The sequence below is a fragment of the Pseudomonas monteilii genome (genome assembly GCA_001534745.1).
GTDB lineage: Bacteria > Pseudomonadota > Gammaproteobacteria > Pseudomonadales > Pseudomonadaceae > Aquipseudomonas > Aquipseudomonas alabamensis.
Genome location: CP013997.1, coordinates 1724716 through 1749572, shown reverse-complemented (window position 1 = coordinate 1749572; position 24857 = coordinate 1724716). Strand labels below are relative to the sequence as shown.

The 24857-nt window shown below is 64.6% G+C and carries 21 protein-coding genes, 1 tRNA gene and 1 pseudogene; 15 read left to right on the top strand and 8 right to left on the bottom strand.

The features are described 5' to 3' along the window. Window positions 1-114 precede the first annotated feature (114 nt). The 6 genes and pseudogenes from APT63_07810 to APT63_07785 form a co-directional block, all read right to left on the bottom strand. Window positions 115-190, bottom strand: a tRNA-Gly gene (locus APT63_07810). Between the two features lie 62 nt (window positions 191-252). Further along, on the bottom strand, window positions 253-813 hold the full coding sequence (locus tag APT63_07805) for a CDP-diacylglycerol--glycerol-3-phosphate 3-phosphatidyltransferase (GenBank protein AMA45543.1): 561 nt from the start codon (window positions 811-813) through the stop codon (window positions 253-255). A gap of 33 nt (window positions 814-846) precedes the next feature. Next, the gene (uvrC, locus tag APT63_07800; GenBank protein ID AMA45542.1) at window positions 847-2670 is read right to left on the bottom strand and encodes an excinuclease ABC subunit C; all 1824 of its coding nucleotides are present in this window, start codon (window positions 2668-2670) and stop codon (window positions 847-849) included. A 21-nt stretch (window positions 2671-2691) separates the two neighbouring features. After that, window positions 2692-3330 carry a two-component system response regulator gene (locus APT63_07795; protein AMA45541.1) on the bottom strand — a complete coding sequence of 213 codons (639 nt, stop codon included), beginning with the start codon at window positions 3328-3330 and terminating at the stop codon, window positions 2692-2694. 128 nt (window positions 3331-3458) lie between these two features. Further along, a pseudogene (locus APT63_07790) lies at window positions 3459-3896 on the bottom strand (hypothetical protein). 120 nt (window positions 3897-4016) lie between these two features. Next, window positions 4017-5423, bottom strand: coding sequence for a GABA permease (locus tag APT63_07785; protein ID AMA45540.1), 1407 nt, complete (start codon window positions 5421-5423; stop codon window positions 4017-4019). A 449-nt stretch (window positions 5424-5872) separates the two neighbouring features. On the opposite strand from APT63_07785, the gene APT63_07780 reads away from it, so the two are divergent. Further along, entirely contained in the window at window positions 5873-7120 is a 1248-nt protein-coding gene (locus tag APT63_07780) for a 4-aminobutyrate aminotransferase (GenBank protein ID AMA45539.1), read from the top strand. A 5-nt stretch (window positions 7121-7125) separates the two neighbouring features. On the opposite strand, the gene APT63_07775 is transcribed toward APT63_07780, so the two are convergent. Further along, on the bottom strand, window positions 7126-7422 hold the full coding sequence (locus APT63_07775) for a hypothetical protein (protein AMA45538.1): 297 nt from the start codon (window positions 7420-7422) through the stop codon (window positions 7126-7128). A 172-nt stretch (window positions 7423-7594) separates the two neighbouring features. On the opposite strand from APT63_07775, the gene APT63_07770 reads away from it, so the two are divergent. Continuing rightward, window positions 7595-8023 (top strand): hypothetical protein, encoded by a 429-nt coding sequence (locus tag APT63_07770; GenBank protein AMA45537.1) that lies wholly within the window; start codon window positions 7595-7597, stop codon window positions 8021-8023. A 27-nt stretch (window positions 8024-8050) separates the two neighbouring features. On the opposite strand, the gene APT63_07765 is transcribed toward APT63_07770, so the two are convergent. Further along, entirely contained in the window at window positions 8051-9490 is a 1440-nt protein-coding gene (locus APT63_07765) for a sulfate transporter (protein AMA45536.1), read from the bottom strand. Between the two features lie 344 nt (window positions 9491-9834). Here APT63_07765 and APT63_07760 point away from each other — a divergent pair, with 344 nt between their 5' ends. From APT63_07760 to APT63_07700, 13 genes are all read left to right on the top strand, one after another. Next, entirely contained in the window at window positions 9835-10566 is a 732-nt protein-coding gene (locus tag APT63_07760; protein AMA45535.1) for a secretin, read from the top strand. 456 nt (window positions 10567-11022) lie between these two features. After that, a complete protein-coding gene (locus tag APT63_07755; protein AMA45534.1) occupies window positions 11023-12348 on the top strand; it encodes an isocitrate lyase in 1326 nt (441 codons plus the stop codon). A gap of 574 nt (window positions 12349-12922) precedes the next feature. Then, window positions 12923-13336 (top strand): NADH-quinone oxidoreductase subunit A, encoded by a 414-nt coding sequence (locus APT63_07750; GenBank protein AMA45533.1) that lies wholly within the window; start codon window positions 12923-12925, stop codon window positions 13334-13336. Window positions 13337-13345: 9 nt separating this feature from the next. Further along, complete coding sequence (locus APT63_07745; protein AMA45532.1) at window positions 13346-14023, top strand: NADH dehydrogenase; 678 nt, start codon at window positions 13346-13348, stop codon at window positions 14021-14023. Window positions 14024-14100: 77 nt separating this feature from the next. Beyond that, window positions 14101-15882: an NADH:ubiquinone oxidoreductase gene (locus APT63_07740; protein AMA45531.1), complete on the top strand. Its 1782-nt coding sequence runs from the start codon at window positions 14101-14103 to the stop codon at window positions 15880-15882. 2 nt (window positions 15883-15884) lie between these two features. Next, entirely contained in the window at window positions 15885-16382 is a 498-nt protein-coding gene (locus APT63_07735; GenBank protein AMA45530.1) for an NADH dehydrogenase, read from the top strand. Further along, window positions 16379-17740, top strand: coding sequence for an NADH dehydrogenase (locus APT63_07730; GenBank protein ID AMA45529.1), 1362 nt, complete (start codon window positions 16379-16381; stop codon window positions 17738-17740). Before APT63_07735 ends, APT63_07730 begins: the two co-directional genes overlap by 4 nt. Window positions 17741-17872: 132 nt before the next feature. Next, a complete protein-coding gene (locus APT63_07725; protein ID AMA45528.1) occupies window positions 17873-20587 on the top strand; it encodes an NADH-quinone oxidoreductase subunit G in 2715 nt (904 codons plus the stop codon). Beyond that, window positions 20584-21591 (top strand): NADH:ubiquinone oxidoreductase, encoded by a 1008-nt coding sequence (locus APT63_07720; GenBank protein ID AMA45527.1) that lies wholly within the window; start codon window positions 20584-20586, stop codon window positions 21589-21591. The genes APT63_07725 and APT63_07720 overlap by 4 nt, the downstream gene beginning before the upstream one ends. A gap of 10 nt (window positions 21592-21601) precedes the next feature. Continuing rightward, complete coding sequence (locus tag APT63_07715; protein ID AMA45526.1) at window positions 21602-22150, top strand: NADH dehydrogenase; 549 nt, start codon at window positions 21602-21604, stop codon at window positions 22148-22150. 10 nt (window positions 22151-22160) lie between these two features. Continuing rightward, window positions 22161-22661: an NADH dehydrogenase gene (locus APT63_07710; protein ID AMA45525.1), complete on the top strand. Its 501-nt coding sequence runs from the start codon at window positions 22161-22163 to the stop codon at window positions 22659-22661. Window positions 22662-22664: 3 nt separating this feature from the next. Then, window positions 22665-22973 carry an NADH-quinone oxidoreductase subunit K gene (locus APT63_07705; protein ID AMA45524.1) on the top strand — a complete coding sequence of 103 codons (309 nt, stop codon included), beginning with the start codon at window positions 22665-22667 and terminating at the stop codon, window positions 22971-22973. After that, complete coding sequence (locus tag APT63_07700; protein ID AMA45523.1) at window positions 22970-24820, top strand: NADH-quinone oxidoreductase subunit L; 1851 nt, start codon at window positions 22970-22972, stop codon at window positions 24818-24820. The genes APT63_07705 and APT63_07700 overlap by 4 nt, the downstream gene beginning before the upstream one ends. The last annotated feature ends 37 nt before the right edge of the window (window positions 24821-24857 follow it).

Sequence of the window (24857 nt, the reverse complement as noted above, 5' to 3'; positions counted from 1 at the left end):
GCTGAACCCCATCAAGCCACTGGGGCCGCATAACTTTTCTGCAGGCACAAAAAAAGGGCCCGAAGGCCCTTTTTTCGAACATCTACACCCCACTAGAGGCTGTAGACTAATAACTGGAGCGGGAAACGAGACTCGAACTCGCGACCCCGACCTTGGCAAGGTCGTGCTCTACCAACTGAGCTATTCCCGCGTCGTGATGGGGCCATTCTAGCGATCTGGCCAATCACGTCAACCCCTTGATTCAAAAAAACTTTATTTCTGTTCCGCACCTTCGCGCAGGTGCGGCCAGGCGGCATGCAGGTAATGCACCATCGACCACAGGGTCAGCCCTGCCGAGACCACCAGCAGCAGGTAGCCCGCGACCACCCAGACGCTCAGCACCGGCGGGTTGGCCAGCAGGATCACCAGCGCCAGCATCTGCGCGGCAGTCTTCCATTTGCCCAGGTTGGACACGGCCACGTGCGCCCGGGCGCCCAGTTCGGCCATCCACTCGCGCAAGGCCGACACCACGATCTCGCGGCCGATGATCACCGCCGCCGGCAGGGTCAGCCAGAGGTTGGCGTGGGTCTGCACCAGCAGCACCAGCGCCACGGCCACCATCAGCTTGTCGGCGACCGGGTCGAGAAAGGCGCCGAAGGGCGTGCTCTGCTTCAACCTCCGGGCCAGGTAGCCATCGAGCCAGTCGGTGGCGGCAGCGACGGCGAACACGCTGCTGGCGGCGGCATAGCTCCAGTGGTACGGCATGTAGAACAACAGAATGAAGATCGGGATGAGCAGTACGCGCAGAACGGTGAGCAGGTTTGGAATATTCATCGATACGACTGGCCACGAGGTGAGTACGGCATTCTACTCGCTATGCAAGTTGGCATAAATCGACTCCGCGAGCTTTTTGCTGATGCCAGGCGCCTTGGCGATTTCGTCGACGCTGGCGCGATTGAGCTCTTGTAGACCGCCGAAGTGCTTGAGCAGTTCGCGGCGACGCTTCGGGCCGACGCCGGCGACGTCTTCCAGGCTCGAGGTGCGCCGGGCCTTGCCACGGCGCGCGCGGTGGCCGCTAATGGCGAAGCGGTGGGCTTCGTCACGGATCTGTTGGATCAGGTGCAGTGCCGGGGAGTCGCCCTTGAGGGTGAACTCGTGGGCCACGTCGTTGAGGTACAGGGTTTCGAAGCCGGCCTTGCGGGTCACGCCCTTGGCCACGCCGAGCAGGGTCAGGTCGGTCAGACCCAGTTCCTGCATCATCTCGCGGGCCATGTTCAACTGACCCTTGCCGCCGTCCACCAGCAGGACGTCTGGCAGCTTGCCCTCCCCGTCCTTGATGCGACGGAAGCGCCGGGTCAGGGCCTGGTGCATGGCGGCGTAGTCGTCGCCCGCGGTCACGCCTTCGATGTTGAAGCGGCGGTAGTCGGACTTGATCGGGCCTTCAGGGCCGAAGACCACGCAGGAGGCCACGGTGGCCTCGCCGCTGGAGTGGCTGATGTCGTAGCACTCCAGGCGCTGGGGCACCTCGTCCAGTTCCAGCACCTGGGCCAGGGCTTCGAAGCGCGAGGCCATGTGCTGCCGGTTGGCCAGTCGTGCGCCAAGGGCCTGTTCGGCGTTGGTCACGGCCAGATGCTGCCAGCGGGCACGGGTTCCACGGACGCGGTGGGTGATGTCCAGGTCACGGCCGCGCAAGGTCTGCACCGCTTCGCTGATGACAGCGAAGTCGTCGTGGACCACGTTGACGATCAGTTCGCTCGGCAGCTCACGCTCGGCGTTGCCCAGGTAGTACTGGGACAGGAACGCCGCCATCACGTCGGCGGTGTCTTCCTCGATGCCCACTTGCGGGAAGAAGTTCTTGCTGCCCAGCACGCGTCCGCCACGCACGCTGATCAGGTGCACGCAGGCGCCGCCTGGGTTGACGAACGCGGCGACCACGTCCACGTCGCCGGAGCCGCCTTCCATGTGCTGCTGGTCCTGGACACGGCGCAGCAGGCCGATCTGGTCGCGCAAGGCCGCGGCCTTCTCGAAGTCCAGGGCCATCGCGGCGCGCTCCATCTCGCCGTTGAGTTCGTTGTGTAACTGCTGGCTGCGGCCTTCGAGGAACATCACCGAGTGACGCACGTCTTCAGCGTACTCTTCATCGCTGACCAGCCCCACGCACGGCGCCTTGCAGCGCTTGATCTGGTATTGCAGGCAGGGTCGGGTGCGGTTGGCGTAGTAGCTGTCCTCGCACTGGCGCACGAAGAAAGTCTTCTGCAACAGGCTCAGGCTTTCACGGATCGCACCTGCACTGGGGTAAGGCCCGAAGTAGCGGCCCTTGGCCTTCTTGGGGCCCCGATGAATGCCCAGCCGTGGAAACTGCCCGTCGGACAGGAACACGTAAGGGTAGGATTTATCGTCGCGCAGCAGGATGTTGTAGGGCGGCCGCCACTCCTTGATCAGCGTCTGCTCGAGCAGCAGCGCCGAGGTCTCGTTGGCGGTGATGGTGGTGTCGATCTGGGCGATGCGGCCGACCAGCGCGGCGGTCTTGGGCGCCAGGCCGGTCTTGCGGAAATAGCTGGCCAGGCGTTTCTTGAGGTTCTTGGCCTTGCCCACATAGAGCAGCCGCGCCTCGGCATCGAACATCTGATACACGCCCGGGCGACCACTACAGGTCGCCAGGAACGCGCTGGCATCGAAAGTCTGCGACATGGGTACCTGAACAATTCGCCGTTAGAGGCTGGCGTCTACCATACCGTGGCGGACGGCCAGCAATGTGAGTTCGACATCGCTGCTGACCGAGAGTTTTTCATAAATGCGGTAGCGGTACGTGTTGACCGTCTTGGGCGACAGGCACAGCTTGTCGGAGATGATCTGCACCTTCTGACAGCCGACGATCATCAGGGCGATCTGGATTTCGCGCTCCGACAGCGCGTCGAAGGGCGAGGTCTGGGACTGGTAGGGCTTGAGCGCCAGCTGCTGGGCGATCTGCGGGCTGATGTAGCGCTGCCCGGCGAAGGCCAGGCGAATGGCCTGGACCATCTCCTCGAGCCCGGCGCCCTTGGTCAGGTAGCCTGCGGCACCGGCCTGGAGCAGGCGCGTCGGGAACGGGTCTTCCTCGCAGGCGGTCACCGCCACGACCTTGATGTCCGGGTGACTGCGCAGCAGTTTGCGCGTCGCCTCGAGCCCGCCGATCCCTGGCATTTTCACGTCCATGAGCACGACGTCTGGCTTGGATTCGCGTACGGCCTTGAGCGCCGCCTCGCCGGAATCCGCTTCGCCGATCACCTCCAGGCCTTCGATGTCGGCCAACATGCGGGTGATACCGGAACGCACCAGATCGTGATCGTCGACCACAAGGACCCTAATCAAGCAGACACCTCGGCATGGAGCGATTGGATCCGCGTACCTTAACAAAATTTTGCATGGCTCACCTAGCGCATCCCATCGTCCAATTGCAGTTTTGCCGCAGGCGTGTCAGGGGTGACGGTCCTGGGCACGAGGTCGCGCTGCAGGCGCAGGAAACACGCGTCCTCGCCCACCTCGACGAAGCCATGGCGCAGGTACAGATGACGGGCCGGATTGCCGCGAAACACCATCAGGCGCAAGGCCGGCAGGCGCCGCTCGACGGCCCAGCGGGCAAGACGTTCCAGGACGCGCCCGCCTACTCCTTTGCCCCGGTGCTCCGGCAACAGGTGCAGCTCGCGGATGAACAAGGCCTGACGGTCCTGGCTGAGGCTGCAATACCCTGCCCGCTGACCGTCGTGCAGGATCTGCCACTGCTCCCGCCAGCCCCAGGCCTGGTCGAAGGCCGCGTCGGTCCAGTGCAGGTCGAAGCGCTGGTAGTACGGCTGCATGGCCTGGTGGGTGAGGTCGCGGGCGAACGGCAGGTCGGCCTCGGTGGCCGGCAGCAGGTCGACGGCAGGACATGGGTCCATGACGGCAGTCTCGGTGTGCGCGAAAGTCGGTTTGACGGCCTTTATGGGCGTTTCAGGGCTGCAAAAGCAACCCCTGCGCGCTGTCGAGGCGCTGCGCAGGGGTTGGCACTCAGGCGACACTCATGCCCTGCCCTGTTCTGCCCCTTGCGTCGCTGGCCCTGCTGTCGCCGATCGACGACGCACGGCATAGAGGCCGAGGATCGCAGTCGCCACGCCGACCGTCATCAGGGTTTCATAGCGGTAGGCATCGCTGAACAGCATGTAGCCCAGAACCAGAACGATCAGCCCGATCACCAGCCAGGTCAGCCAGGGGAACAGCCACATCTTCAGCGTCAATACCGTGCCGTCGCGCTCGGCCCGGGCGCGCATGCGCAGTTGCGAGACGGCGATCACCAGGTACACCAGCAAGGCGATGGCGCCGGTGGTCGAGAGCAAGAAACCGAAGACCTTGCCCGGGAACGCGTAGTTGACCAGGCACCCGACGAACCCGGCCAGGGTCGACAGCAGCACGGCCACCGTGGGCACACCGCTCCCCGAGATGCGCCGCACACCAGACGGCGCCTCGCCCCGGGCGCTCAGCGAGTAGAGCATGCGCGAGGCGGTGTACAGCCCCGAGTTCATGCAACTGGTCACCGCCACCAGCACCACCAGGTCGACCATCAGCTTGGCACCTGGCACGTTCAGCACCTCCAGCGCGCGCTGGAACGACCCTACCGACTTCAAGGCCGGATCGTTCCACGCCACCAGCGACACCACCAGAAAGATCGAAGCCAGGTAGAAGATGGCGATCCGGTAGACCACCAGGTTGGTGGCACGGCGAATCTTCTCCTGGGGATTGGCGGTTTCATCCGCCGCGATGGTGACGATCTCGGCGCCGAAGAACGAGAAGATCGTGATCAGCACGCCCCCCAGCACCGTGCCGAAGCCATTGGGCATGAACCCGCCGTTGGCCCAGAGCTGGCTGACCCCGGACACGGGCGCCAGCGGCCAGAAGCCCATCACCGCGAGGCTACAGACGATGATGAAAGCGACGATGGCGATCACCTTGACCAGCGCGAACCAGTATTCGAATTCGCCGAAGTTCTTCACGCTGACCAGGTTGCTCCCCGACAGCACGCACATGATCAGAAAGGCGAAGGCCCAGGAAGGCACGGCCGGGAACCAGGCGTGCAGGATGTCGGCGCCGGCGATGGCCTCGACCGGAATGATCAGCACCCAGAACCACCAGTACAGCCAACCGATGGTGAACCCGGCCCACGGGCCGATGGCCTCGCTGGCGTAGGTGGAAAACGAGCCGCTGTTGGGATTGGCGATGGCCATTTCGCCGAGCATGCGCATCACCAGCAGGACCAGCAGCCCGGTCATGGCATAGGAGATCAGAATGGCAGGGCCTGCGGTGGCAATGGCGTTGGAGGAGCCGATGAACAGACCCGCGCCAATGATGCCGGCGATGGAGATCATCGACACCTGGCGGCCGGTGAGGCCGTGCTGCAGGGTACGTTGCTTTTTTTGTGGGTGTGAAGCCATGGGAAACCCTCGAGTGGGCAGCCGCCCGGAGCGGCGGTGGATCGACGAAAGACGGGACCGGCTGCTCAGCGACGCGACGATCGCATCTGGCGTGCAGGCGGCGCACAAGGTCGATCGACGGTGGCCGAGGCACCGGGCCTGGCGAGTCCATCCGGACGGGTAAGCGCATCAACAACCATCTTGTTTTCACTCCTGCATCGCTGGCGGATTCTTATCGTTGATGCAGATCAGTATCCCGTCACGCTACACAGGCCAACAAACGACCTTTTGGATGCTTATGATTCCTCTTGGGAATACATCCAACCCATTTCCGCGAGGCACATTGACCAGGAAAGAAGCAGCCAACCGTTTCACGAATCAGCGGAATGAACGCAGTCCAATTATTCGTTTGCACGACACGCCGGGCCAAGGTTCGATGAGCGTCCCAACCGACCCAGGCCCAGGCACCCATGCATCCGGAAAGCATCAGCTCGTCCATCGCCATCGTGCACCCCATCACGCTCTCCCATGGACTCAACGCCGAAGTCTGGGATACGACGGGTAAGCGCTACATCGACTTCATCGGCGGCATCGGCGTGCTCAACCTCGGCCACTGCAACCCGGCGGTGGTCGCGGCCATCCAGGACCAGGCGGCACGCCTGACGCATTCGGCGTTCAATGCCGCACCCCACCAGCTGTACCTGACGCTGATGGAACGCCTGACCGCATTCGTGCCGGTCTCTTACCCGGTCGCCGGCATGCTGACCAACAGCGGCGCGGAGGCTGCCGAGAACGCCTTGAAGATCGTGCGCGGCGCCACGGGCAAGCGCGCGGTCATCGCTTTCGATGGCGCCTTTCACGGGCGCACCCTGGCCACGCTCAACCTCAACGGCAAGGTCGCGCCCTACAAGCAGCGTGTCGGAGAGCTGCCCGGACCGGTCTATCACCTGCCCTACCCCAGCGTGGACACTGGCGTGACCTGCGCCCAGGCCTGGGCAGCGCTGGAACGGCTGTTCAGCGTGGAACTGGCGGTGGAGGACGTGGCCGCGTTCATCCTGGAGCCGGTGCAGGGCGAAGGTGGCTTCCTGGCGCTAGAGCCGGCCTTCGCCCAAGCCTTGCGGCGTTTCTGCGACGACCACGGGATCTTGATCATCGTCGATGAAATCCAGTCGGGCTTCGGGCGCACGGGCCAGCGCTTCGACTTCCCGCGTCTGGGGATCGAACCGGATGTGCTGTTACTGGCCAAGAGCATCGCCGGCGGCATGCCCCTCGGTGCGGTGCTGGGCCGCCGGACGCTGCTGGGCGCACTGCCCAAGGGTGGGCTCGGCGGCACCTATTCGGGCAACCCGATCGCCTGCGCCGCGGCACTGGCGAGCCTGGCGCAGATGAGCGACGAGCACCTGGCGACCTGGGGCGAGCGCCAGGCCCAGGCCATCGCCACGCGCCATGAACGCTGGATCGCGACGGGCCTGACGCCCGCACTGGGCCGACTGACCGGCGTGGGCGCCATGCGTGGAATGGAGATCGTCGATGCCGAGGGCAAGCCGGCGCCGGCGCAACTGACGCGACTGCTGACCCTGGCCCGGGAGCGAGGCCTGTTGCTGATGCCCAGCGGCAAGGCCCGGCACATCGTGCGCCTGCTGGCGCCGCTGACGATCGAGCCTGCGGTGCTCGAGGAAGGCCTGGACATCTTCGAGCAGTGCCTGGCCGACCTGTAGAGCGCTTAGAGCCCCAGCTCCTGCGGGGTCAGCATGTCCGACTCGAAGGCGATCCATCCGCCTTCGAGCTCGGCATGCCCGTTGACGATCGGGCCGTAGTAGCTCAGCCCGTTCTCCAGGGTGACGCAGATGTGGGTCGCGCCGTCCGGCGCGGCCAGCGTACCGACGAAGTGGGCTTTCTTCAGGGTTTCGGTCACGGCTTCCAGCCCGATGCGCATGGCCGTGTTCTCGACGGCCTCGACCTCGCCCCCGTGGGATTCTGCGCTGATGGTCACGGTGGCGGTGTACGGGAACTGGCTCAAGCGATCTACCTCATGGGGTGCAGTGGACGGCACGGCGGTGCCGGAAGGTGCGTAGGGTATGCCAGCGCGCGTCGATAGGCGAGCCTGGACTGTGGTGCCGCCGTCATGGCCTCCCCTGGCGCGATCTGCTAGGGTGCGCGCCGAAGCCCACCCACCACCCTGAGGATCGCCCATGAGCGCCGAGCAACCCCTGATCGCCGACCTGTTCGAGACCGACAAACGCCTGACCCTCAAGCCGGTGGTCGACTTCAACACCTACCTGCGCAATGCCTTCGGCGAAGGCCCGTGCCGCTGCCACCGCTGCTTGGAGCTGCAAGGCGATGAAAGCGGCTACGCCTATCGGCACACCTTCATGATGCAAGGCCAACCGGTGCATCGGCGCTTCGCCATGACCGCGGGCAGCGACGTGCTGCAGGCCTTAAAGAAAGCGTGGCTGTCCTACACCAAGACCGACCTCAATGCCCGTGGCGAGCTTGAGATGGAGACCGTAAAAGGCTTCACCGACGCCAGCCTGCACGAACGCCTGCTGGCCCTGCTGCCAGCCAGCGGACTGGCACGCGAGGACGCCGGCACCTGGCACCTGCAGGCCGTCGGCGACTGACGCCAACGCCCTGCAGGTGCGTGTGGCTCAATGCTCCCCGGCGCGCTTGAGCAGCTTCTTGCAGCGCTCCGACAGGTGCACCACGCGCAGGTGCTTGCCAGCCTTGGCGTAGCGCTCGCGCAGGGTCTTCAATGCAGCGATCGCGGAATAATCGACGAAGGTCAGGTGCTGGCAGTCCAGGGTGACCCGCTCGGGATCCCCGGCCGGATCGAACTGATCGAGAAACGGCGTGGTGGACGCGAAGAACAGGGTGCCATGCGCCGTGTACAGCTTGCTGCCATCCGCCTCGAGGTGGCCGCTCGCGTACAGCTCGCGGGCATGCTGCCAGGCAAAGCTGATCGCAGCGATGACGATACCGAACAGCACCGCAGTCGCCAGGTCGGTGAGCACCGTCACCACGGTCACGGCGATGATCGCCAGAACGTCGTTGACCGGCACCTTGTGCAGCACCCGCAGTGACGCCCAGGCGAAGGTCTGCTGCGCCACCACGAACATCACCCCGACCAGGGCCGCCAGCGGGATGCGTTCGATCAGCGGCGACAGCAGCAGGATGAACAGCAGGATCATCACGCCGGCCACGACCCCCGAGACCCGTCCACGGCCACCGGAGCTGAGGTTGATGACGGTCTGGCCGATCATCGCACACCCGCCCATGCCACCGAACAGGCCGGAGACCATGTTGGCCGCGCCCAAGGCCATGCATTCGCGGTCCGGGTAGCCGCGGCTTTCGGTGATCTCGTCGGTCAGGTTGAGGGTGAGCAGGGTTTCCAGCAGGCCGACCATGGCCATGAGCACGGCGTAGGGGGCGATGATGCGCAGGGTGTCCAGGTTCCAGGGCACGTCAGGCCAGGCCAGCGTCGGCAGGCCGCCGGCGATGTGCGCCATGTCGCCCAAGGTGCGCGTCGGCAGGTCGAGCAGGTAGACCAGCAGGCCTACGCCGAGGATCGCCACCAGGGCAGGCGGCACGGCCCGGGTCAGCTTGGGCAAGGCATACACCACCAGCATGGTCAACGCGACCAGCCCGATCATCAGGTTCAGCGGCGTGCCGCTGAGCCAGTGCTCACCTTGCTTGAAGTGCTCGAGCTGGGCCATGGCGATCACGATCGCCAGGCCGTTGACGAAGCCGAGCATGACCGGGTAAGGCACCAGCCGGACCAGTTTGCCCAGGCGCAGCAGGCCAAATAGCAGCATGACCACCCCGCCCAGGACGACAGTGGCCAACAGGTACTGGGCGCCGTGCTGGACGACCAGGGCGACGATGACGACCGCCATCGAGCCGGCGGCGCCGGAGATCATGCCAGGACGTCCGCCGAACAGTGCGGTCAGCGTGCAGATGATGACGGCGCCGTAGAGGCCCATCAGCGGATTGAGGTGAGCGACCAGGGCAAAGGCGATGCACTCGGGCACCAGGGCGAACGACGTGGTCAGGCCGGCGAGCACGTCGGCGCGGATACGGGTGGGTTTCATGGGCTTCCTGTGATGAGCGATCTACGCTGTCGGGACACGGACAGGCCGAGTCAGCCACACGCCAGGGCAAACCCTTTGACAGGTCGACGGCTGGGGAAGACAGCGAGCGCGGGCATAGAACGCACGCTCCAGTCGTCCCGGAGCGCTGTGGCAAGACTGCGAATGTTACGGAATTTGTCTTGGCTGAACCACTGCCCCGTGAAGCGAACCCCTCACGCCGAGGGTAAATCCGGGCCCAGAGACCGTCTACCATCGCCAGCCCTGCGGCTCACCCTGTTCTTGAGCGATACAACAGGCCATGAATTTGCCATGATGTGCCCTCTTCTACCGCCGAGGTACTGGACATGAAACGACGCCTCCTTCTGGCCTGCCTGTCGGCCCTTGCCAGCCTGAACACCCAGGCCGCCTCCGAAGTCATCGCATTGCACCATCGCGCAGGCGCCGAGCTGCTGCCGGCCGCTCAAGCCGCCTTGGGGCGCGAGGGAACGGTGAGCGTCTTCGAAGACAAGCTGATCGTCAACGCCAGCCCGGAGCGCATCGAAGACGTGCGTGCCCTGTTGCGCCAGCTCGACACCCGCGCCGGGCGCCTGCTGATCAGTGTCGACACGGACGACGTCCAGAGCCAGGATCGTCGTGGGTCGGCGCAGATCATCGAGTACGGTACCAGCAACCGTGAGGGCGGCTTTCAGCAGGTCCAGACCAGCGACGGTCAGACGGCCTTGATCCAGGTAGGCCAGAGCGTGCCCATCACCACTGGTACGGCGACACCCTACGGGGCGCAGACGAACACCGAATACCGCAACGTGACCCAGGGCTTCTACGTGACGCCTACCGTCTCGGGAAACACGGTTCACCTGAAGATCAGCACCAATCATGATCACATCAGCCGTGAACGTCAGGATGTAGTGGATGCTCAGAGCAGCGACACCACCTTGAGCGGACCGCTGGGCGAATGGCTGTATCTGGGCGGCAGCAGCGGACAATCGCAGTATCGCTCCAGCGATTCCGCCTACACCTACAGCACACAACGTAATCGGGACGTTTCCCTTCGCGTCAAAGTGGACCTGATCCCCTGAACAGGCTCGACTTGGGCTTCTGAACGTGACCACCAAGTCGTCTACGACCAAAGATGTAGTGCATGTAATTTTCCACTACAAAATCGTTGACAGGCGAATTTCCCCTTGGGCATGATGGCCTTGCTCACGCTGATCACGGGTTTAAAAGCCCTGGGGCAGGCACCTTCCACCGCAAGGATGCTCGCCCATACGGCCCACGAGGCGGTTCGATCGGATTGCGGCTGCACAGAGAACGTTGTCTCAAGGAACGAAAGCGGATCGAGCAGTAACCGGCAATCGCGTCACACCGCCCGCAGGACGTCTCACGTTCGCCTGCCCGGGACGCGCTCGCCCTCCGATCATGCCCTGCCCTTCAGAACACCTTCCTGCGTTGCCACTGCCCTCGAACTGCGTCAGCCGATCAGTACGTCGAGCCTCGGTACATAACTCCAAGACTGATGCGACGAGGTTGATCCCATGGCACTGACACGCGAACAGCAAATTGCAGCCCTCGAGAAAGACTGGGCCGAGAACCGGCGCTGGACTGGCGTGACCCGTACCTACACCGCCGCCGATGTCGTCCGCCTGCGCGGCTCCGTCCAACCGGAGCACACCTTCGCTCGGCTGGGCGCCGAGAAACTCTGGAAACTGGTCACCGAAGGCGCGCGCCCGTCCTTCCGTCCCGACAAGGACTTCGTCAACTGCATGGGCGCCCTGACCGGCGGCCAGGCCGTGCAGCAGGTCAAGGCGGGCATCCAGGCCATCTACCTGTCCGGCTGGCAGGTGGCGGCCGACAACAACTCGGCCGAGTCGATGTACCCCGACCAGTCGCTGTACCCGGTCGATTCCGTGCCGACCGTGGTCAAGCGCATCAACAACGCCTTCCGCCGCGCCGATCAGATCCAGTGGAAAGCCGGCAAGCAGCCTGGTGACGACGGCTACATCGACTACTTCGCTCCGATCGTCGCCGATGCCGAGGCCGGGTTCGGCGGCGTGCTCAACGCCTACGAACTGATGAAGAACATGATCGAGGCCGGCGCGGCAGGCGTGCATTTCGAGGATCAGTTGGCGTCGGTGAAAAAATGCGGGCACATGGGCGGCAAGGTGCTGGTGCCGACCCAGGAAGCCGTGCAGAAACTGGTGGCGGCACGCCTGGCTGCCGACGTGGCCGGCGTGCCGACGATCATCCTGGCACGCACCGACGCCAACGCGGCGGACTTGCTGACCAGCGATTGCGATCCGTACGACCAGCCGTTCGTGATCGGCGAACGTACCCGCGAGGGCTTCTACAAGGTGCGCGCCGGCCTGGACCAGGCCATCGCCCGCGGCCTGGCCTATGCACCGTACGCCGACCTGATCTGGTGCGAGACCGCCAAGCCCGACCTGGACGAGGCCCGCCGCTTCGCCGAAGCGATCAAGAAGGAGTACCCCGACCAGCTGCTGTCCTACAACTGCTCGCCATCCTTCAACTGGAAGAAGAACCTGGACGACGCCACCATCGCCAAATTCCAGCGCGAGCTGTCGGCCATGGGCTACAAGCACCAGTTCATCACCTTGGCCGGCATCCACAACATGTGGCACGGTATGTTCAACCTGGCGCACGACTATGCGCGCAACGACATGACCGCCTACGTCAAGCTGCAGGAGCAGGAGTTCGCCGATGCGAGCAAGGGCTACACCTTCGTGGCCCATCAGCAGGAGGTGGGCACCGGGTACTTCGACGACATGACCACGGTGATCCAGGGCGGCGCTTCGTCGGTCACGGCGCTGACCGGCTCCACGGAGGAAGAGCAGTTCCACTGATCGCTCCTTTCTACGCGTTCACCCAGGGCTCGCCTCGCGGGCCCTGCTTTCACCCTGCCCCTTCCCGCCGCAGATCACCTCGCCGATGCACCGTTCGTCATTGCGGTCTATGCTTTCGATGGAACGCGTCAGGTCAGCCGACAATCGTACAAGCATTGATCCAGGTCGACATGGACGCCTGGCAACTCGGGTAGAACGCTTGGTTGTCTCTGGCGCACATGGCGAGGTGGCCGCATGAACTTTGAATCACCGGATCCGACGATCAAAGTTGCAACTCGTGAGAATGATAGTAATTATCATTACACGTGTCGCTCATTAATGCGATCGACAAGAAACTGCCTTGCAGGCGTACCCACCAATCCCCGTGTTCCGTGGCCTGCAGCCCGGTGCGAAAGGTTTTTGTTCTTAACCTTACGAATAAATTTACCCTGGCGGTTTTACTTGCGCGGGGTTTACCCATAAAATCGCCGCCATTGATCCCGCTGCGACATTTCGTCACTGCTTCCGCGACACGTCGTCACTGCGCTACTTATTTCAGACTGTAGAGCTCGGCCTCTATATAAGGATTTTCAGCATGTCCGATTCGGCAGGACTGATCGCCCACAACTGGGGCTTCGCCATCTTCCTTCTGGGCGTCATCGGTTTGTGCGCCTTCATGCTGGGCCTGTCCAGCCTGCTTGGCAGCAAGGCCTGGGGCCGCGCCAAGAACGAGCCGTTCGAATCCGGCATGCTGCCGACCGGCAGCGCTCGCCTGCGCCTGTCCGCCAAATTCTATCTGGTCGCGATGCTGTTCGTGATCTTCGACATCGAAGCCCTCTTTCTCTTTGCCTGGTCTGTGTCCGTCCGCGAAAGCGGCTGGACCGGATTCGTCGAAGCACTCGTTTTCATAGCAATTCTGTTGGCAGGTCTTGTCTACCTTTGGCGGGTCGGGGCGCTCGATTGGGCACCCGAGAGTCGTCGCAAGCGGCAAGCGAAGCTGAAACAATGAGGCTTTGGCATGCAATACAATCTCACCCGAATCGACCCGGACGCGCCCAACGAGCAATACCCTGTCGGTGAGCGCGGCACCGTCACCGACCAGATGCTCGAGGATCAGGTCCACAAGAACATCTTCATGGGCAAGCTCGAGGATGTGCTCAGCGGTGCGGTCAACTGGGGACGCAAGAACTCGCTGTGGCCGTACAACTTCGGCCTCTCCTGCTGCTACGTGGAAATGACCACGGCCTTCACGGCGCCCCATGACATCGCCCGCTTCGGCGCCGAGGTCATCCGGGCATCGCCCCGTCAGGCCGACTTCATGGTCATTGCCGGCACGCCGTTCCTGAAGATGGCCCCGATCATCCAGCGCCTGTACGAGCAGATGCTGGAACCGAAGTGGGTGATCTCCATGGGCGCCTGCGCCAACTCCGGCGGGATGTACGACATCTACTCGGTCGTCCAGGGGGTGGACAAGTTCCTCCCGGTGGACGTGTACGTGCCGGGCTGCCCGCCACGCCCCGAAGCCTTCCTGCAGGGGCTGATGCTGTTGCAGGAATCGATCGGGCAGGAGCGTCGTCCGCTGTCCTGGGTCGTCGGCGATCAAGGCATCTACCGTGCCGAGATGCCCGCCCAGAAAGACCTGCGACGTGAACAGCGCATTCAGGTCACCAACCTGCGCAGCCCCGACGAAGTCTGATCCAGCGACCTGCCGCCCGTTCCTGCGAACCGGCGGCCTGGCTTCATTCTCTACGTTGACCGAAAGCGACCGAGACCATGACAGCGGACACCGCTATTTACATTCCGCCTTACAAGGCTGACGACCAGGATGTGGTCGTCGAATTGCACACGCGCTTCGGCGCCGACGCCTTCGTCGCCCAAGAGACCCGTACCGGCATGCCGGTCCTGTGGGTCGATCGTGCCAAGCTCAAGGACGTGCTCGTCTTCCTGCGCAACGTCGCCAAGCCCTACAGCCTGCTCTACGACCTCCATGGCGTGGACGAACGCCTGCGCACCCACCGCCGTGGCTTGCCGGCGGCCGATTTCAGCGTGTTCTACCACCTGATGTCGATCGAGCGTAACAGCGACGTGATGATCAAGGTCGCGCTCACCGAGCAGGATCTGAACCTGCCCTCGATCACCAGCATCTGGCCGAACGCCAACTGGTACGAGCGCGAAGTCTGGGACATGTTCGGCATCGATTTCGCCGGCCATCCGCACCTGTCGCGCATCCTGATGCCGCCGACCTGGGAAGGCCATCCGCTGCGCAAGGACTTCCCGGCGCGCGCCACCGAGTTCGACCCCTACAGCCTGAACCTGGCCAAGCAACAGCTTGAGGAAGAGTCGGCACGCTTCAACCCCGAAGCCTGGGGCATGAAGCGTCAGGGCGCCAACGAGGACTACATGTTCCTCAACCTCGGCCCCAACCACCCTTCCGCGCACGGTGCCTTCCGCATCGTCCTGCAGCTGGACGGCGAAGAGATCGTCGACTGCGTGCCCGACATCGGCTACCACCACCGTGGCGCCGAGAAGATGGCCGAGCGCCAGTCCTGGCACAGCTACATCCCGTACACCGACCGTATCGACTACCTGGGCGGGGTGATGAACAACCTGCCGTATGTCCTGGCGGTCGAGAAGCTCGCCGGCATCAAGGTGCCGGACCGCGTCGACACCATCCGCATCATGATGGCCGAGTTCTTCCGCATCACCAGCCACCTGCTGTTCCTGGGCACCTACATCCAGGACGTGGGCGCCATGACCCCGGTGTTCTTCACCTTCACCGACCGTCAGCGGGCCTACACCGTGATCGAAGCGATCACCGGTTTCCGCCTGCACCCGGCCTGGTACCGGATCGGTGGCGTGGCCCACGACCTGCCGCGTGGCTGGGAGAAACTGGTCAAGGACTTCGTCGACTGGCTGCCCAAGCGCCTCGACGAGTACACCAAGGCGGCCCTGCAGAACAGCATCCTCAAGGGCCGTACCATCGGCGTGGCGGCCTACAACACCCAGGAAGCGCTGGAATGGGGCGTCACCGGCGCCGGCCTGCGCTCCACCGGCCTGGACTTCGACCTGCGCAAGGCACGCCCCTACTCGGGCTACGAGAACTTCGAGTTCGAAGTGCCCCTGGCGCATAACGGCGATGCCTACGACCGCTGCATGGTCCGTGTGGAGGAGATGCGTCAGAGCATCCGCATCATCGACCAGTGCATGCGCAACATGCCGGCCGGCCCGTACAAGGCGGACCACCCGCTGACCACGCCGCCGCCGAAAGAGCGCACGCTGCAGCACATCGAGACCCTGATCACCCACTTCCTGCAAGTCTCGTGGGGCCCGGTGATGCCGGCCAACGAGTCGTTCCAGATGATCGAGGCGACCAAGGGCATCAACAGTTACTACCTGACGAGCGATGGCGGCACGATGAGCTACCGCACCCGGATCCGCACCCCGAGCTACCCTCACCTGCAGCAGATCCCTTCGGTGATCAAGGGCAGCATGGTCGCCGACCTCATTGCGTACCTGGGCAGTATCGACTTCGTTATGGCTGACGTGGACCGCTAAGCATGAACAGCACGCTGATCCAAACCGACCGTTTCGCCCTGAGCGAGACCGAGCGCTCGGCCATCGAGCACGAGATGCACCACTACGAGGACCCGCGCGCGGCGTCCATCGAAGCCCTGAAGATCGTCCAGAAGCAGCGCGGCTGGGTGCCGGACGGCGCCATCCACGCCATTGGCGAGGTGCTGGGCATCCCGGCCAGCGACGTCGAAGGCGTGGCCACGTTCTACAGCCAGATCTTCCGCCAGCCGGTCGGCCGCCACATCATTCGCGTCTGCGACAGCATGGTCTGCTACATCGGCGGCCATGAATCGGTCGTCGACCAGATCCAGAGCGAGCTGGGCATCGGCCTGGGCCAGACCACCGCCGACGGGCGCTTCACCCTGCTGCCCGTATGCTGCCTGGGCAACTGTGACAAGGCGCCGGCGCTGATGATCGACGACGACACCTTTGGCGACGTGCAGCCCGCTGGCGTGGCCAAGCTGCTGGAGGGTTACGCATGACCATCACTTCCTTCGGCCCGGCCAACCGCATCGCGCGCGCCGCCGAGACCCATCCGCTGACCTGGCGCCTGCGTGACGACGGCGAGCCGATCTGGCTCGAGGAGTACCAGGCCAAGAACGGCTACGCCGCCGCCCGCAAGGCGCTGGCGCAGCTGTCCCAGGACGAGATCGTCCAGACGGTCAAGGACGCCGGCCTCAAGGGCCGTGGTGGCGCGGGCTTCCCTACCGGCGTGAAGTGGGGCCTGATGCCCAAGGACGAGTCCTTGAACATCCGCTACCTGCTGTGCAATGCCGACGAAATGGAGCCCAACACCTGGAAAGACCGCATGCTCATGGAGCAGCAGCCGCACCTGCTGATCGAAGGCATGCTGATCAGCGCCCGGGCGCTGAAGGCCTACCGCGGCTACATCTTCCTGCGCGGCGAGTACACCACGGCGGCGCGCAACCTCAACCGCGCCATCGACGAGGCCAAGGCCGCCGGCCTGCTGGGCCGCAACATCCTGGGCAGCGGCTTCGACTTCGAGCTGTTCGTGCACACCGGGGCCGGCCGCTACATCTGCGGTGAAGAAACCGCCCTGATCAACTCGCTCGAAGGGCGCCGGGCCAACCCGCGCTCCAAGCCGCCCTTCCCCGCCGCCGTCGGCGTCTGGGGCAAGCCGACGTGCGTGAACAACGTCGAGACCCTGTGCAACGTGCCGGCCATCGTCGGCAATGGCGTGGACTGGTACAAGTCGCTGGCTCGCGAAGGCAGCGAAGACCACGGCACCAAGCTGATGGGCTTCTCCGGCAAGGTCAAGAACCCAGGCCTGTGGGAACTGCCCTTCGGCGTCACCGCCCGTGAGCTGTTCGAAGACTATGCCGGCGGCATGCGCGATGGCTTCACCCTCAAGTGCTGGCAGCCAGGCGGCGCCGGGACCGGCTTCCTGCTGCCCGAGCACCTGGACGCGCAGATGTACGCCGGCGGTATCGCCAAGGTCGGCACGCGCATGGGGACGGGCCTTGCCATGGCGGTCGACGACAGCGTCAACATGGTCTCGCTGCTGCGCAACATGGAGGAGTTCTTCGCCCGTGAGTCGTGCGGCTGGTGTACCCCTTGCCGTGATGGCCTGCCCTGGAGCGTGAAGATGCTGCGCTCCCTGGAAAAAGGCCAGGGCAAGGCGGAGGACATCGAGACCCTGCTCGGGCTGGTGAACTTCCTCGGCCCAGGCCGCACCTTCTGCGCCCACGCACCGGGCGCGGTCGAGCCGCTGGGCAGTGCCATCAAGTACTTCCGTTCCGAGTTCGAGGCCGGCGTCGCCCCCGTAGGCAGCGACGCCCTGCGCCCGAATCTGGCCCGACCCATTGTGGTCGGCGCATAACAAGATGACTGGCAGGTGGTCCGTGCCACCTGTCGGCCACGCAGGCCCGTCGATTCGTCCGGCGTCGGCCGCTGGCCCACCGTTTTCCATTAGCCACGCCTGCTCACGCGGGCCAACGAAGAACTTTGAACCATGGCCACTATCCACGTAGACGGCAAAGCGCTCGAAGTCAACGGCGCAGACAACCTGTTACAGGCCTGTCTGTCGCTCGGCCTCGACATTCCCTATTTCTGCTGGCATCCGGCGCTCGGCAGCGTCGGCGCCTGCCGACAGTGCGCGGTCAAGCAGTACACCGACGAGAACGACACCCGTGGTCGTATCGTCATGTCCTGCATGACCCCCGCGACCGATGGCACCTGGATCTCCATCGACGATGACGAATCCAAGGCGTTCCGCGCCAGTGTCGTCGAATGGCTGATGACCAACCACCCGCACGACTGCCCCGTGTGCGAGGAAGGCGGTCACTGCCACCTGCAGGACATGACCGTGATGACCGGCCACAACGAGCGCCGGTACCGCTTCACCAAACGCACCCACCAGAACCAGGACCTCGGCCCGTTCATCGCTCACGAGATGAACCGCTGCATCGCCTGCTACCGCTGCGTGCGCTACTACAAGGACTACGCAGGCGGCACCGACCTGGGCGTCTACGGCGCCCACGACAACGTGTACTTCGGTCGCGTCGAGGACGGCGTGCTGGAAAGCGAGTTCTCCGGCAACCTCACCGAGGTCTGCCCCACCGGCGTGTTCACCGACAAGACCCACTCCGAGCGCTATAACCGCAAGTGGGACATGCAGTTCGCCCCGAGCATCTGCCATGGCTGCTCGAGCGGCTGCAACATCAGCCCCGGCGAGCGTTACGGCGAACTGCGCCGGATCGAGAACCGCTTCAACGGCTCGGTCAACCAGTACTTCCTGTGTGACCGCGGTCGCTTCGGCTACGGCTACGTCAACCGCAAGGACCGCCCACGTCAGCCTGCGCTGGCCGACGGCTCGATCCTGACGGTCGATGCGGCACTGGACAAGGCCGCTGCCCTGCTGCGCGGCCGCACCATCGTCGGCATCGGCTCGCCGCGCGCCAGCCTGGAAAGCAACTACGGCCTGCGCGAACTGGTCGGCGCCGAGTACTTCCACAGCGGCATGGAAGCCGGCGAGCTGGCCCGCGTGCGCCTGGCGCTGCGCGTGCTCAACGACAGCCCCCTGCCGGTGCCGACCCTGCGCGACATCGAGTCGCACGACGCGGTGTTCGTGCTGGGTGAGGACCTGACCCAGACCGCCGCCCGTGTCGCCCTGGCCGTCCGTCAGGCCACCAAGGGCAAGGCCGTGGCCATGGCCGAAGGCATGAAAGTGCAGCCGTGGCTCGACGCCGCCGTGAAGAACATCGGCCAGCATGCGCTGTACCCGCTGTTCATCGCCAGCCTGGCCGAGACCAAGCTCGACGACGTCGCCGAGGAGTGCGTGCACGCCGCTCCCGCCGACCTGGCGCGCCTGGGCTTTGCCGTAGCCCATGCCATCGACCCGAGCGCCCCGGCCGTGGCCGGCCTCGACGACGAAGCCAAGGCCCTGGCCGAGCGCATCGCCCAGAACCTGATCGCCGCCCAGCGCCCCCTGGTGATCGCCGGTACGTCGCTGGCCGAGCCCGCGCTGATCGAGGCCGCCGCCAACATCGCCAAGGCGCTCAAGCAGCGCGAGAAGAACGGTTCCCTGAGCCTGGTGGTGCCGGAAGCCAACAGCCTGGGCCTGGCCATGCTCGGTGGCGAATCCGTCGATGCTGCGCTGGACGCAGTGATCGAAGGCAAGGCCGACGCCATCGTGGTCCTGGAGAACGACCTGTACGCCCGTCTGCCGGCCGCCAAGGTCGACGCCGCGCTGAACGCCGCCAAGGTGGTGATCGTCGCCGACCATTCGCGTACCCGTACCGTCGAACGTGCCGATCTGGTGCTGCCGGCTGCCAGCTTCGCCGAAGGCGATGGCACCCTGGTCAGCCAGGAAGGCCGTGCCCAGCGCTTCTTCCAGGTCTTCGACCCGAGCTTCCTCGACAGTGGCAACCTGGTCCACGAAGGCTGGCGCTGGCTGCATGCCCTGCGCGCCACGCTGCTGGAAAAACCGGTGGACTGGACCCAGCTCGACCACGTCACCCGTGCCTGCGCCGACGCCGCCCCGCAACTGGCCGGCATCGTCGATGCCGCGCCGTCCGCCGCCTTCCGCATCAAGGGCCTGAAGCTGGCGCGCGAACCGCTGCGCTACTCCGGGCGGACCTCCATGCGCGCCAACATCAGCGTGCACGAGCCGCGCATTCCGCAGGACAAGGACACCGCCTTCGCCTTCTCCATGGAAGGCTACTCGGGCTCGGCCGAACCGCGCCAGCAGGTGCCGTTCGCCTGGTCGCCGGGCTGGAACTCGCCCCAGGCCTGGAACAAGTTTCAGGATGAAGTCGGCGGCCACCTGCGTGCCGGCGACCCGGGCGTTCGCCTGATCGAATCGCAAGGCGATCGCCTGGGCTGGTTCGACGCCATCCCGAGCGCGTTCAACCCGGCGCGTGGCACCTGGACCGCCGTACCGTTCTTCCACCTGTTCGGCAGCGAAGAGACCTCCTCGCGCGCAGCACCGGTGCAGACGCGCATCCCGGCGCCTTACGTGGCCCTGGCACCGTCCGAAGCCGAGCGCCTGGGCGTCAACGAAGGTGCCCTGCTCAGTCTGCAGGTCGCTGGCCAGTCGCTGCGCCTGCCGCTGCGCATCAACGAGCAACTGGGCGCTGGCCTGGTCGCCTTGCCGAAAGGGCTGGAGGGCATTCCACCGGCCATCTTCGGCGCCACCGTCGAAGGCCTGCAGGAGGCAGCACGATGAGCTGGTTCACCCCCGAAGTGATCGATGTGATCCTCACCGTCGTACGCGCCATCGTGGTCCTGCTGGCCGTGGTGGTCTGCGGCGCGCTGCTCAGCTTCGTCGAGCGCCGTCTGCTGGGCTGGTGGCAGGATCGTTACGGCCCGAACCGGGTCGGCCCGTTCGGCATGTTCCAGATCGCCGCCGACATGCTGAAGATGTTCTTCAAGGAAGACTGGAACCCACCCTTCGTCGACCGGATGATCTTCACCCTGGCCCCGGTGGTGGCGATGAGCGCCCTGCTGATCGCCTTCGCGGTGATCCCGATTACCCCGACCTGGGGCGTGGCCGACCTGAACATCGGCTTGCTGTTCTTCTTCGCCATGGCCGGTCTGTCGGTGTACGCCGTACTGTTCGCCGGCTGGTCGTCGAACAACAAGTACGCGCTGCTCGGCAGCCTGCGGGCGTCGGCGCAGACCGTCTCGTACGAGGTGTTCCTGGGCCTGGCGCTGATGGGTGTGGTGGTGCAGGTGGGCTCGTTCAACATGCGCGACATCGTCGAGTACCAGGCGCAGAACCTGTGGTTCATCATTCCGCAGTTCTTCGGCTTCTGCACCTTCTTCATCGCCGGCGTCGCCGTGACCCACCGTCACCCGTTCGACCAGCCCGAAGCCGAGCAAGAGCTGGCCGACGGTTATCACATCGAATACGCGGGCATGAAATGGGGCATGTTCTTCGTCGGTGAGTACATCGGCATCATCCTCATTTCGGCACTGCTGGTGACGCTGTTCTTCGGCGGCTGGCACGGTCCGTTCGATCTGCTGCCGCAAGTGCCGTTCCTGTGGTTCGCGCTCAAGACCGCGTTCTTCATCATGCTGTTCATCCTGCTGCGAGCGTCGATCCCGCGTCCACGCTATGACCAGGTGATGGACTTCAGCTGGAAGTTCTGCCTTCCGCTGACCCTGATCAATTTGCTGGTGACCGCTGCGCTCGTGCTGTACAACGCGCCAGCCGTCGCGGCCCAGTAAGGAGTCGACCATGTTCAAATATATCGGCGACGTCGTAAAAGGCACCGGTACCCAGCTGCGCAGCCTGGCCATGGTGTTCTCCCACGGTTTCCGCAAGCGTGACACCCTGCAATACCCCGAAGAGCCCGTGTACCTGCCACCGCGCTACCGTGGCCGCATCGTGCTGACCCGCGACCCCGACGGCGAAGAGCGCTGCGTGGCCTGCAACCTCTGTGCGGTGGCCTGCCCGGTCGGCTGCATCTCGTTGCAGAAGGCCGAGACCGATGATGGTCGTTGGTACCCGGAGTTCTTCCGCATCAACTTCTCGCGCTGCATCTTCTGCGGCCTGTGCGAGGAAGCGTGCCCGACCACCGCGATCCAGCTCACCCCGGACTTCGAAATGGCCGAGTTCAAGCGTCAGGATCTGGTCTACGAAAAGGAAGATCTGCTGATCTCCGGCCCTGGCAAGAACCCTGACTACAACTTCTACCGCGTCGCGGGCATGGCGATCGCCGGCAAGCCGAAAGGCGCCGCGCAGGACGAAGCCGAGCCGATCAACGTGAAGAGCTTGCTCCCATAAGGACAGACAGATGGAATTCGCGTTCTACTTCGCATCCGGGATCGCCGTGGTCTCCACCCTTCGGGTGGTGACCGGCACCAACCCCGTGCACGCCCTGCTCTACCTGATCATTTCGTTGATCTCCGTGGCGATGATCTTCTTCTCGCTGGGGGCGCCGTTCGCCGGCGCCCTGGAAGTGATCGCCTATGCTGGCGCCATCATGGTGCTGTTCGTGTTCGTGGTGATGATGCTCAACCTGGGGCCGGCGTCGGTGGCCCAGGAACGTGGCTGGCTCACGCCGGGCATCTGGGCCGGGCCGGTACTGCTGGGCGCCCTGCTGCTGATCGAGCTGCTCTACGTGCTGTTCGTCAACCCGAGCAATGCCGCCATCAGTGGCACCACGGTCGACGCCAAGGCGGTCGGCATCAGCCTGTTCGGGCCTTACCTGCTGGTGGTCGAACTGGCGTCGATGCTGCTGCTCGCTGCGGCGGTCACGGCATTCCACCTCGGACGCAACGAGGCGAAGGAGTAATTCATGCCTGCAATCCCTCTCGAGCATGGCCTGGCAGTGGCCGGCGTGCTCTTCTGCCTGGGCCTGGTGGGCCTGATGGTCCGTCGCAACATTCTCTTCGTGCTGATGAGTCTGGAAGTGATGATGAACGCCTCGGCCCTGGCGTTCATCGTCGCGGGCAGCCGCTGGGTCCAGCCCGATGGCCAGGTGATGTTCATCCTGGTGATCAGCCTGGCCGCCGCCGAGGCCAGCATCGGCCTGGCGATCCTGCTGCAGCTGTATCGCCGCTTCCACACCCTCGACATCGATGCTGCCAGTGAGATGCGCGGATGAACCTACTCTTCCTGACCTTCGTCTTCCCCCTGATCGGCTTCCTGCTGCTGTCGTTCTCCCGCGGGCGCTTTTCGGAAAACCTCTCGGCGCTGATCGGCGTCGGTTCGGTCGGTCTGTCGGCCGCCGTCGCTGCCTACGTGATCTGGCAGTTCAACGTCGCGCCGCCGCCGGGTGGCGCGTACACCCAACTGCTGTGGCAGTGGATGTCGGTGGACGGCTTCGCACCGAACTTCACCCTGTACCTGGATGGCCTGTCGGTCACCATGCTGGGCGTGGTCACCGGTGTAGGCTTCCTGATCCACCTGTTCGCCTCCTGGTACATGCGCGGCGAAACCGGCTACTCGCGGTTCTTCTCCTACACCAACCTGTTCATCGCCAGCATGCTGTTCCTGATCCTGGGCGACAACCTGCTGTTCATCTACTTCGGTTGGGAAGGCGTCGGCCTGTGCTCGTACCTGTTGATCGGTTTCTACTACAGCAACCGCAACAACGGTAACGCCGCCCTCAAGGCCTTCATCGTGACCCGCATCGGCGACGTGTTCATGGCCATCGGCCTGTTCATCCTGTTCGTCCAGCTCGGCACCCTCGAGGTGCAACAGCTGCTGGTGCTGGCGCCGCAGAAATTCCAGGCGGGCGACACCTGGATGGTGCTGGCCACCCTGATGCTGCTCGGCGGTGCGGTCGGCAAGTCGGCGCAGCTGCCGCTGCAGACCTGGTTGGCCGACGCCATGGCGGGCCCGACCCCGGTCTCTGCGCTGATCCACGCCGCGACCATGGTGACGGCGGGTGTCTACCTGATCGCCCGTACCCACGGCCTGTTCGCCCTGGCGCCGGACATCCTGCACCTGGTCGGCGTGATCGGTGGCGTGACCCTGGTACTGGCCGGCTTCGCCGCGCTGGTGCAGACCGACATCAAGCGGATTCTCGCCTACTCGACCATGAGCCAGATCGGCTACATGTTCCTGGCCCTGGGCGTCGGTGCCTGGGAAGGCGCGATCTTCCACCTGATGACCCACGCGTTCTTCAAGGCGCTGCTGTTCCTGGCCTCCGGTGCGGTGATCGTCGCCTGCCACCACGAGCAGAACATCTTCAAGATGGGCGGCCTGTGGAAGAAACTGCCCCTGGCCTACGCCAGCTTCGTGGTGGGCGGCGCGGCCCTGTCGGCCCTGCCGATCCTGACCGCCGGTTTCTATTCCAAGGACGAGATCCTCTGGGAAGCCTTCGCCAGCGGTCACAGCGGCTTGCTGTACGCCGGCCTGGTGGGCGCCTTCATGACCTCGCTGTATACCTTCCGCCTGATCTTCATCGCCTTCCACGGCGAAGCCAAGACCGAAGCCCACGCCGGTCACGGCATTTCCCACTGGCTGCCGCTGGGTGTGCTGATCGTGCTGTCGACCTTCATCGGCGCCTGGATTCATCCACCGCTGGCGGGCGTCCTGCCGCAAAGCGCCGGCCATGCCGGGGGCGAGGCCAAGCATTCGCTGGAAATCGCCTCCGGGGCCATCGCCATCGCCGGTATCCTGCTGGCGGCCATGCTGTTCCTCGGCAAGCGTCGTTTCGTCACGGCCGTGGCCAACAGTGGCCTGGGCCGTGCGCTGTCGGCCTGGTGGTTCGCTGCCTGGGGCTTCGACTGGCTGTACGACAAGCTGTTCGTCAAGCCGTACCTGCTGATCAGCCACCTGCTGCGCAAGGACCCGGTCGACCGTGGCATTGGCCTGATCCCGCGACTGGCGCGTGCCGGTCACGTGGCCATGAGCAAGACCGAGACTGGCCAACTGCGCTGGTACACCGCTTCGATCGCCGTGGGTGCCGTGCTGGTGCTCGGCGCCGTGCTGATGGCGGCATGACCATGAACCTTGCGACTCTGCGAAAGGAAACGAACCC

Coding starts and splice junctions, on each gene's coding strand:
- uvrC (AMA45542.1), bottom strand. CDS start 2,670: ATGTCGCAGACTTTCGATGCCAGCGCGTTCCTGGCGACCTGTAGTGGT.
- APT63_07745 (AMA45532.1), top strand. CDS start 13,346: ATGCAATACAATCTCACCCGAATCGACCCGGACGCGCCCAACGAGCAA.
- APT63_07735 (AMA45530.1), top strand. CDS start 15,885: ATGAACAGCACGCTGATCCAAACCGACCGTTTCGCCCTGAGCGAGACC.
- APT63_07770 (AMA45537.1), top strand. CDS start 7,595: ATGAGCGCCGAGCAACCCCTGATCGCCGACCTGTTCGAGACCGACAAA.
- APT63_07805 (AMA45543.1), bottom strand. CDS start 813: ATGAATATTCCAAACCTGCTCACCGTTCTGCGCGTACTGCTCATCCCG.
- APT63_07730 (AMA45529.1), top strand. CDS start 16,379: ATGACCATCACTTCCTTCGGCCCGGCCAACCGCATCGCGCGCGCCGCC.
- APT63_07765 (AMA45536.1), bottom strand. CDS start 9,490: ATGAAACCCACCCGTATCCGCGCCGACGTGCTCGCCGGCCTGACCACG.
- APT63_07705 (AMA45524.1), top strand. CDS start 22,665: ATGCCTGCAATCCCTCTCGAGCATGGCCTGGCAGTGGCCGGCGTGCTC.
- APT63_07780 (AMA45539.1), top strand. CDS start 5,873: ATGCATCCGGAAAGCATCAGCTCGTCCATCGCCATCGTGCACCCCATC.
- APT63_07710 (AMA45525.1), top strand. CDS start 22,161: ATGGAATTCGCGTTCTACTTCGCATCCGGGATCGCCGTGGTCTCCACC.
- APT63_07740 (AMA45531.1), top strand. CDS start 14,101: ATGACAGCGGACACCGCTATTTACATTCCGCCTTACAAGGCTGACGAC.
- APT63_07700 (AMA45523.1), top strand. CDS start 22,970: ATGAACCTACTCTTCCTGACCTTCGTCTTCCCCCTGATCGGCTTCCTG.
- APT63_07720 (AMA45527.1), top strand. CDS start 20,584: ATGAGCTGGTTCACCCCCGAAGTGATCGATGTGATCCTCACCGTCGTA.
- APT63_07715 (AMA45526.1), top strand. CDS start 21,602: ATGTTCAAATATATCGGCGACGTCGTAAAAGGCACCGGTACCCAGCTG.
- APT63_07785 (AMA45540.1), bottom strand. CDS start 5,423: ATGGCTTCACACCCACAAAAAAAGCAACGTACCCTGCAGCACGGCCTC.
- APT63_07755 (AMA45534.1), top strand. CDS start 11,023: ATGGCACTGACACGCGAACAGCAAATTGCAGCCCTCGAGAAAGACTGG.
- APT63_07725 (AMA45528.1), top strand. CDS start 17,873: ATGGCCACTATCCACGTAGACGGCAAAGCGCTCGAAGTCAACGGCGCA.
- APT63_07760 (AMA45535.1), top strand. CDS start 9,835: ATGAAACGACGCCTCCTTCTGGCCTGCCTGTCGGCCCTTGCCAGCCTG.
- APT63_07750 (AMA45533.1), top strand. CDS start 12,923: ATGTCCGATTCGGCAGGACTGATCGCCCACAACTGGGGCTTCGCCATC.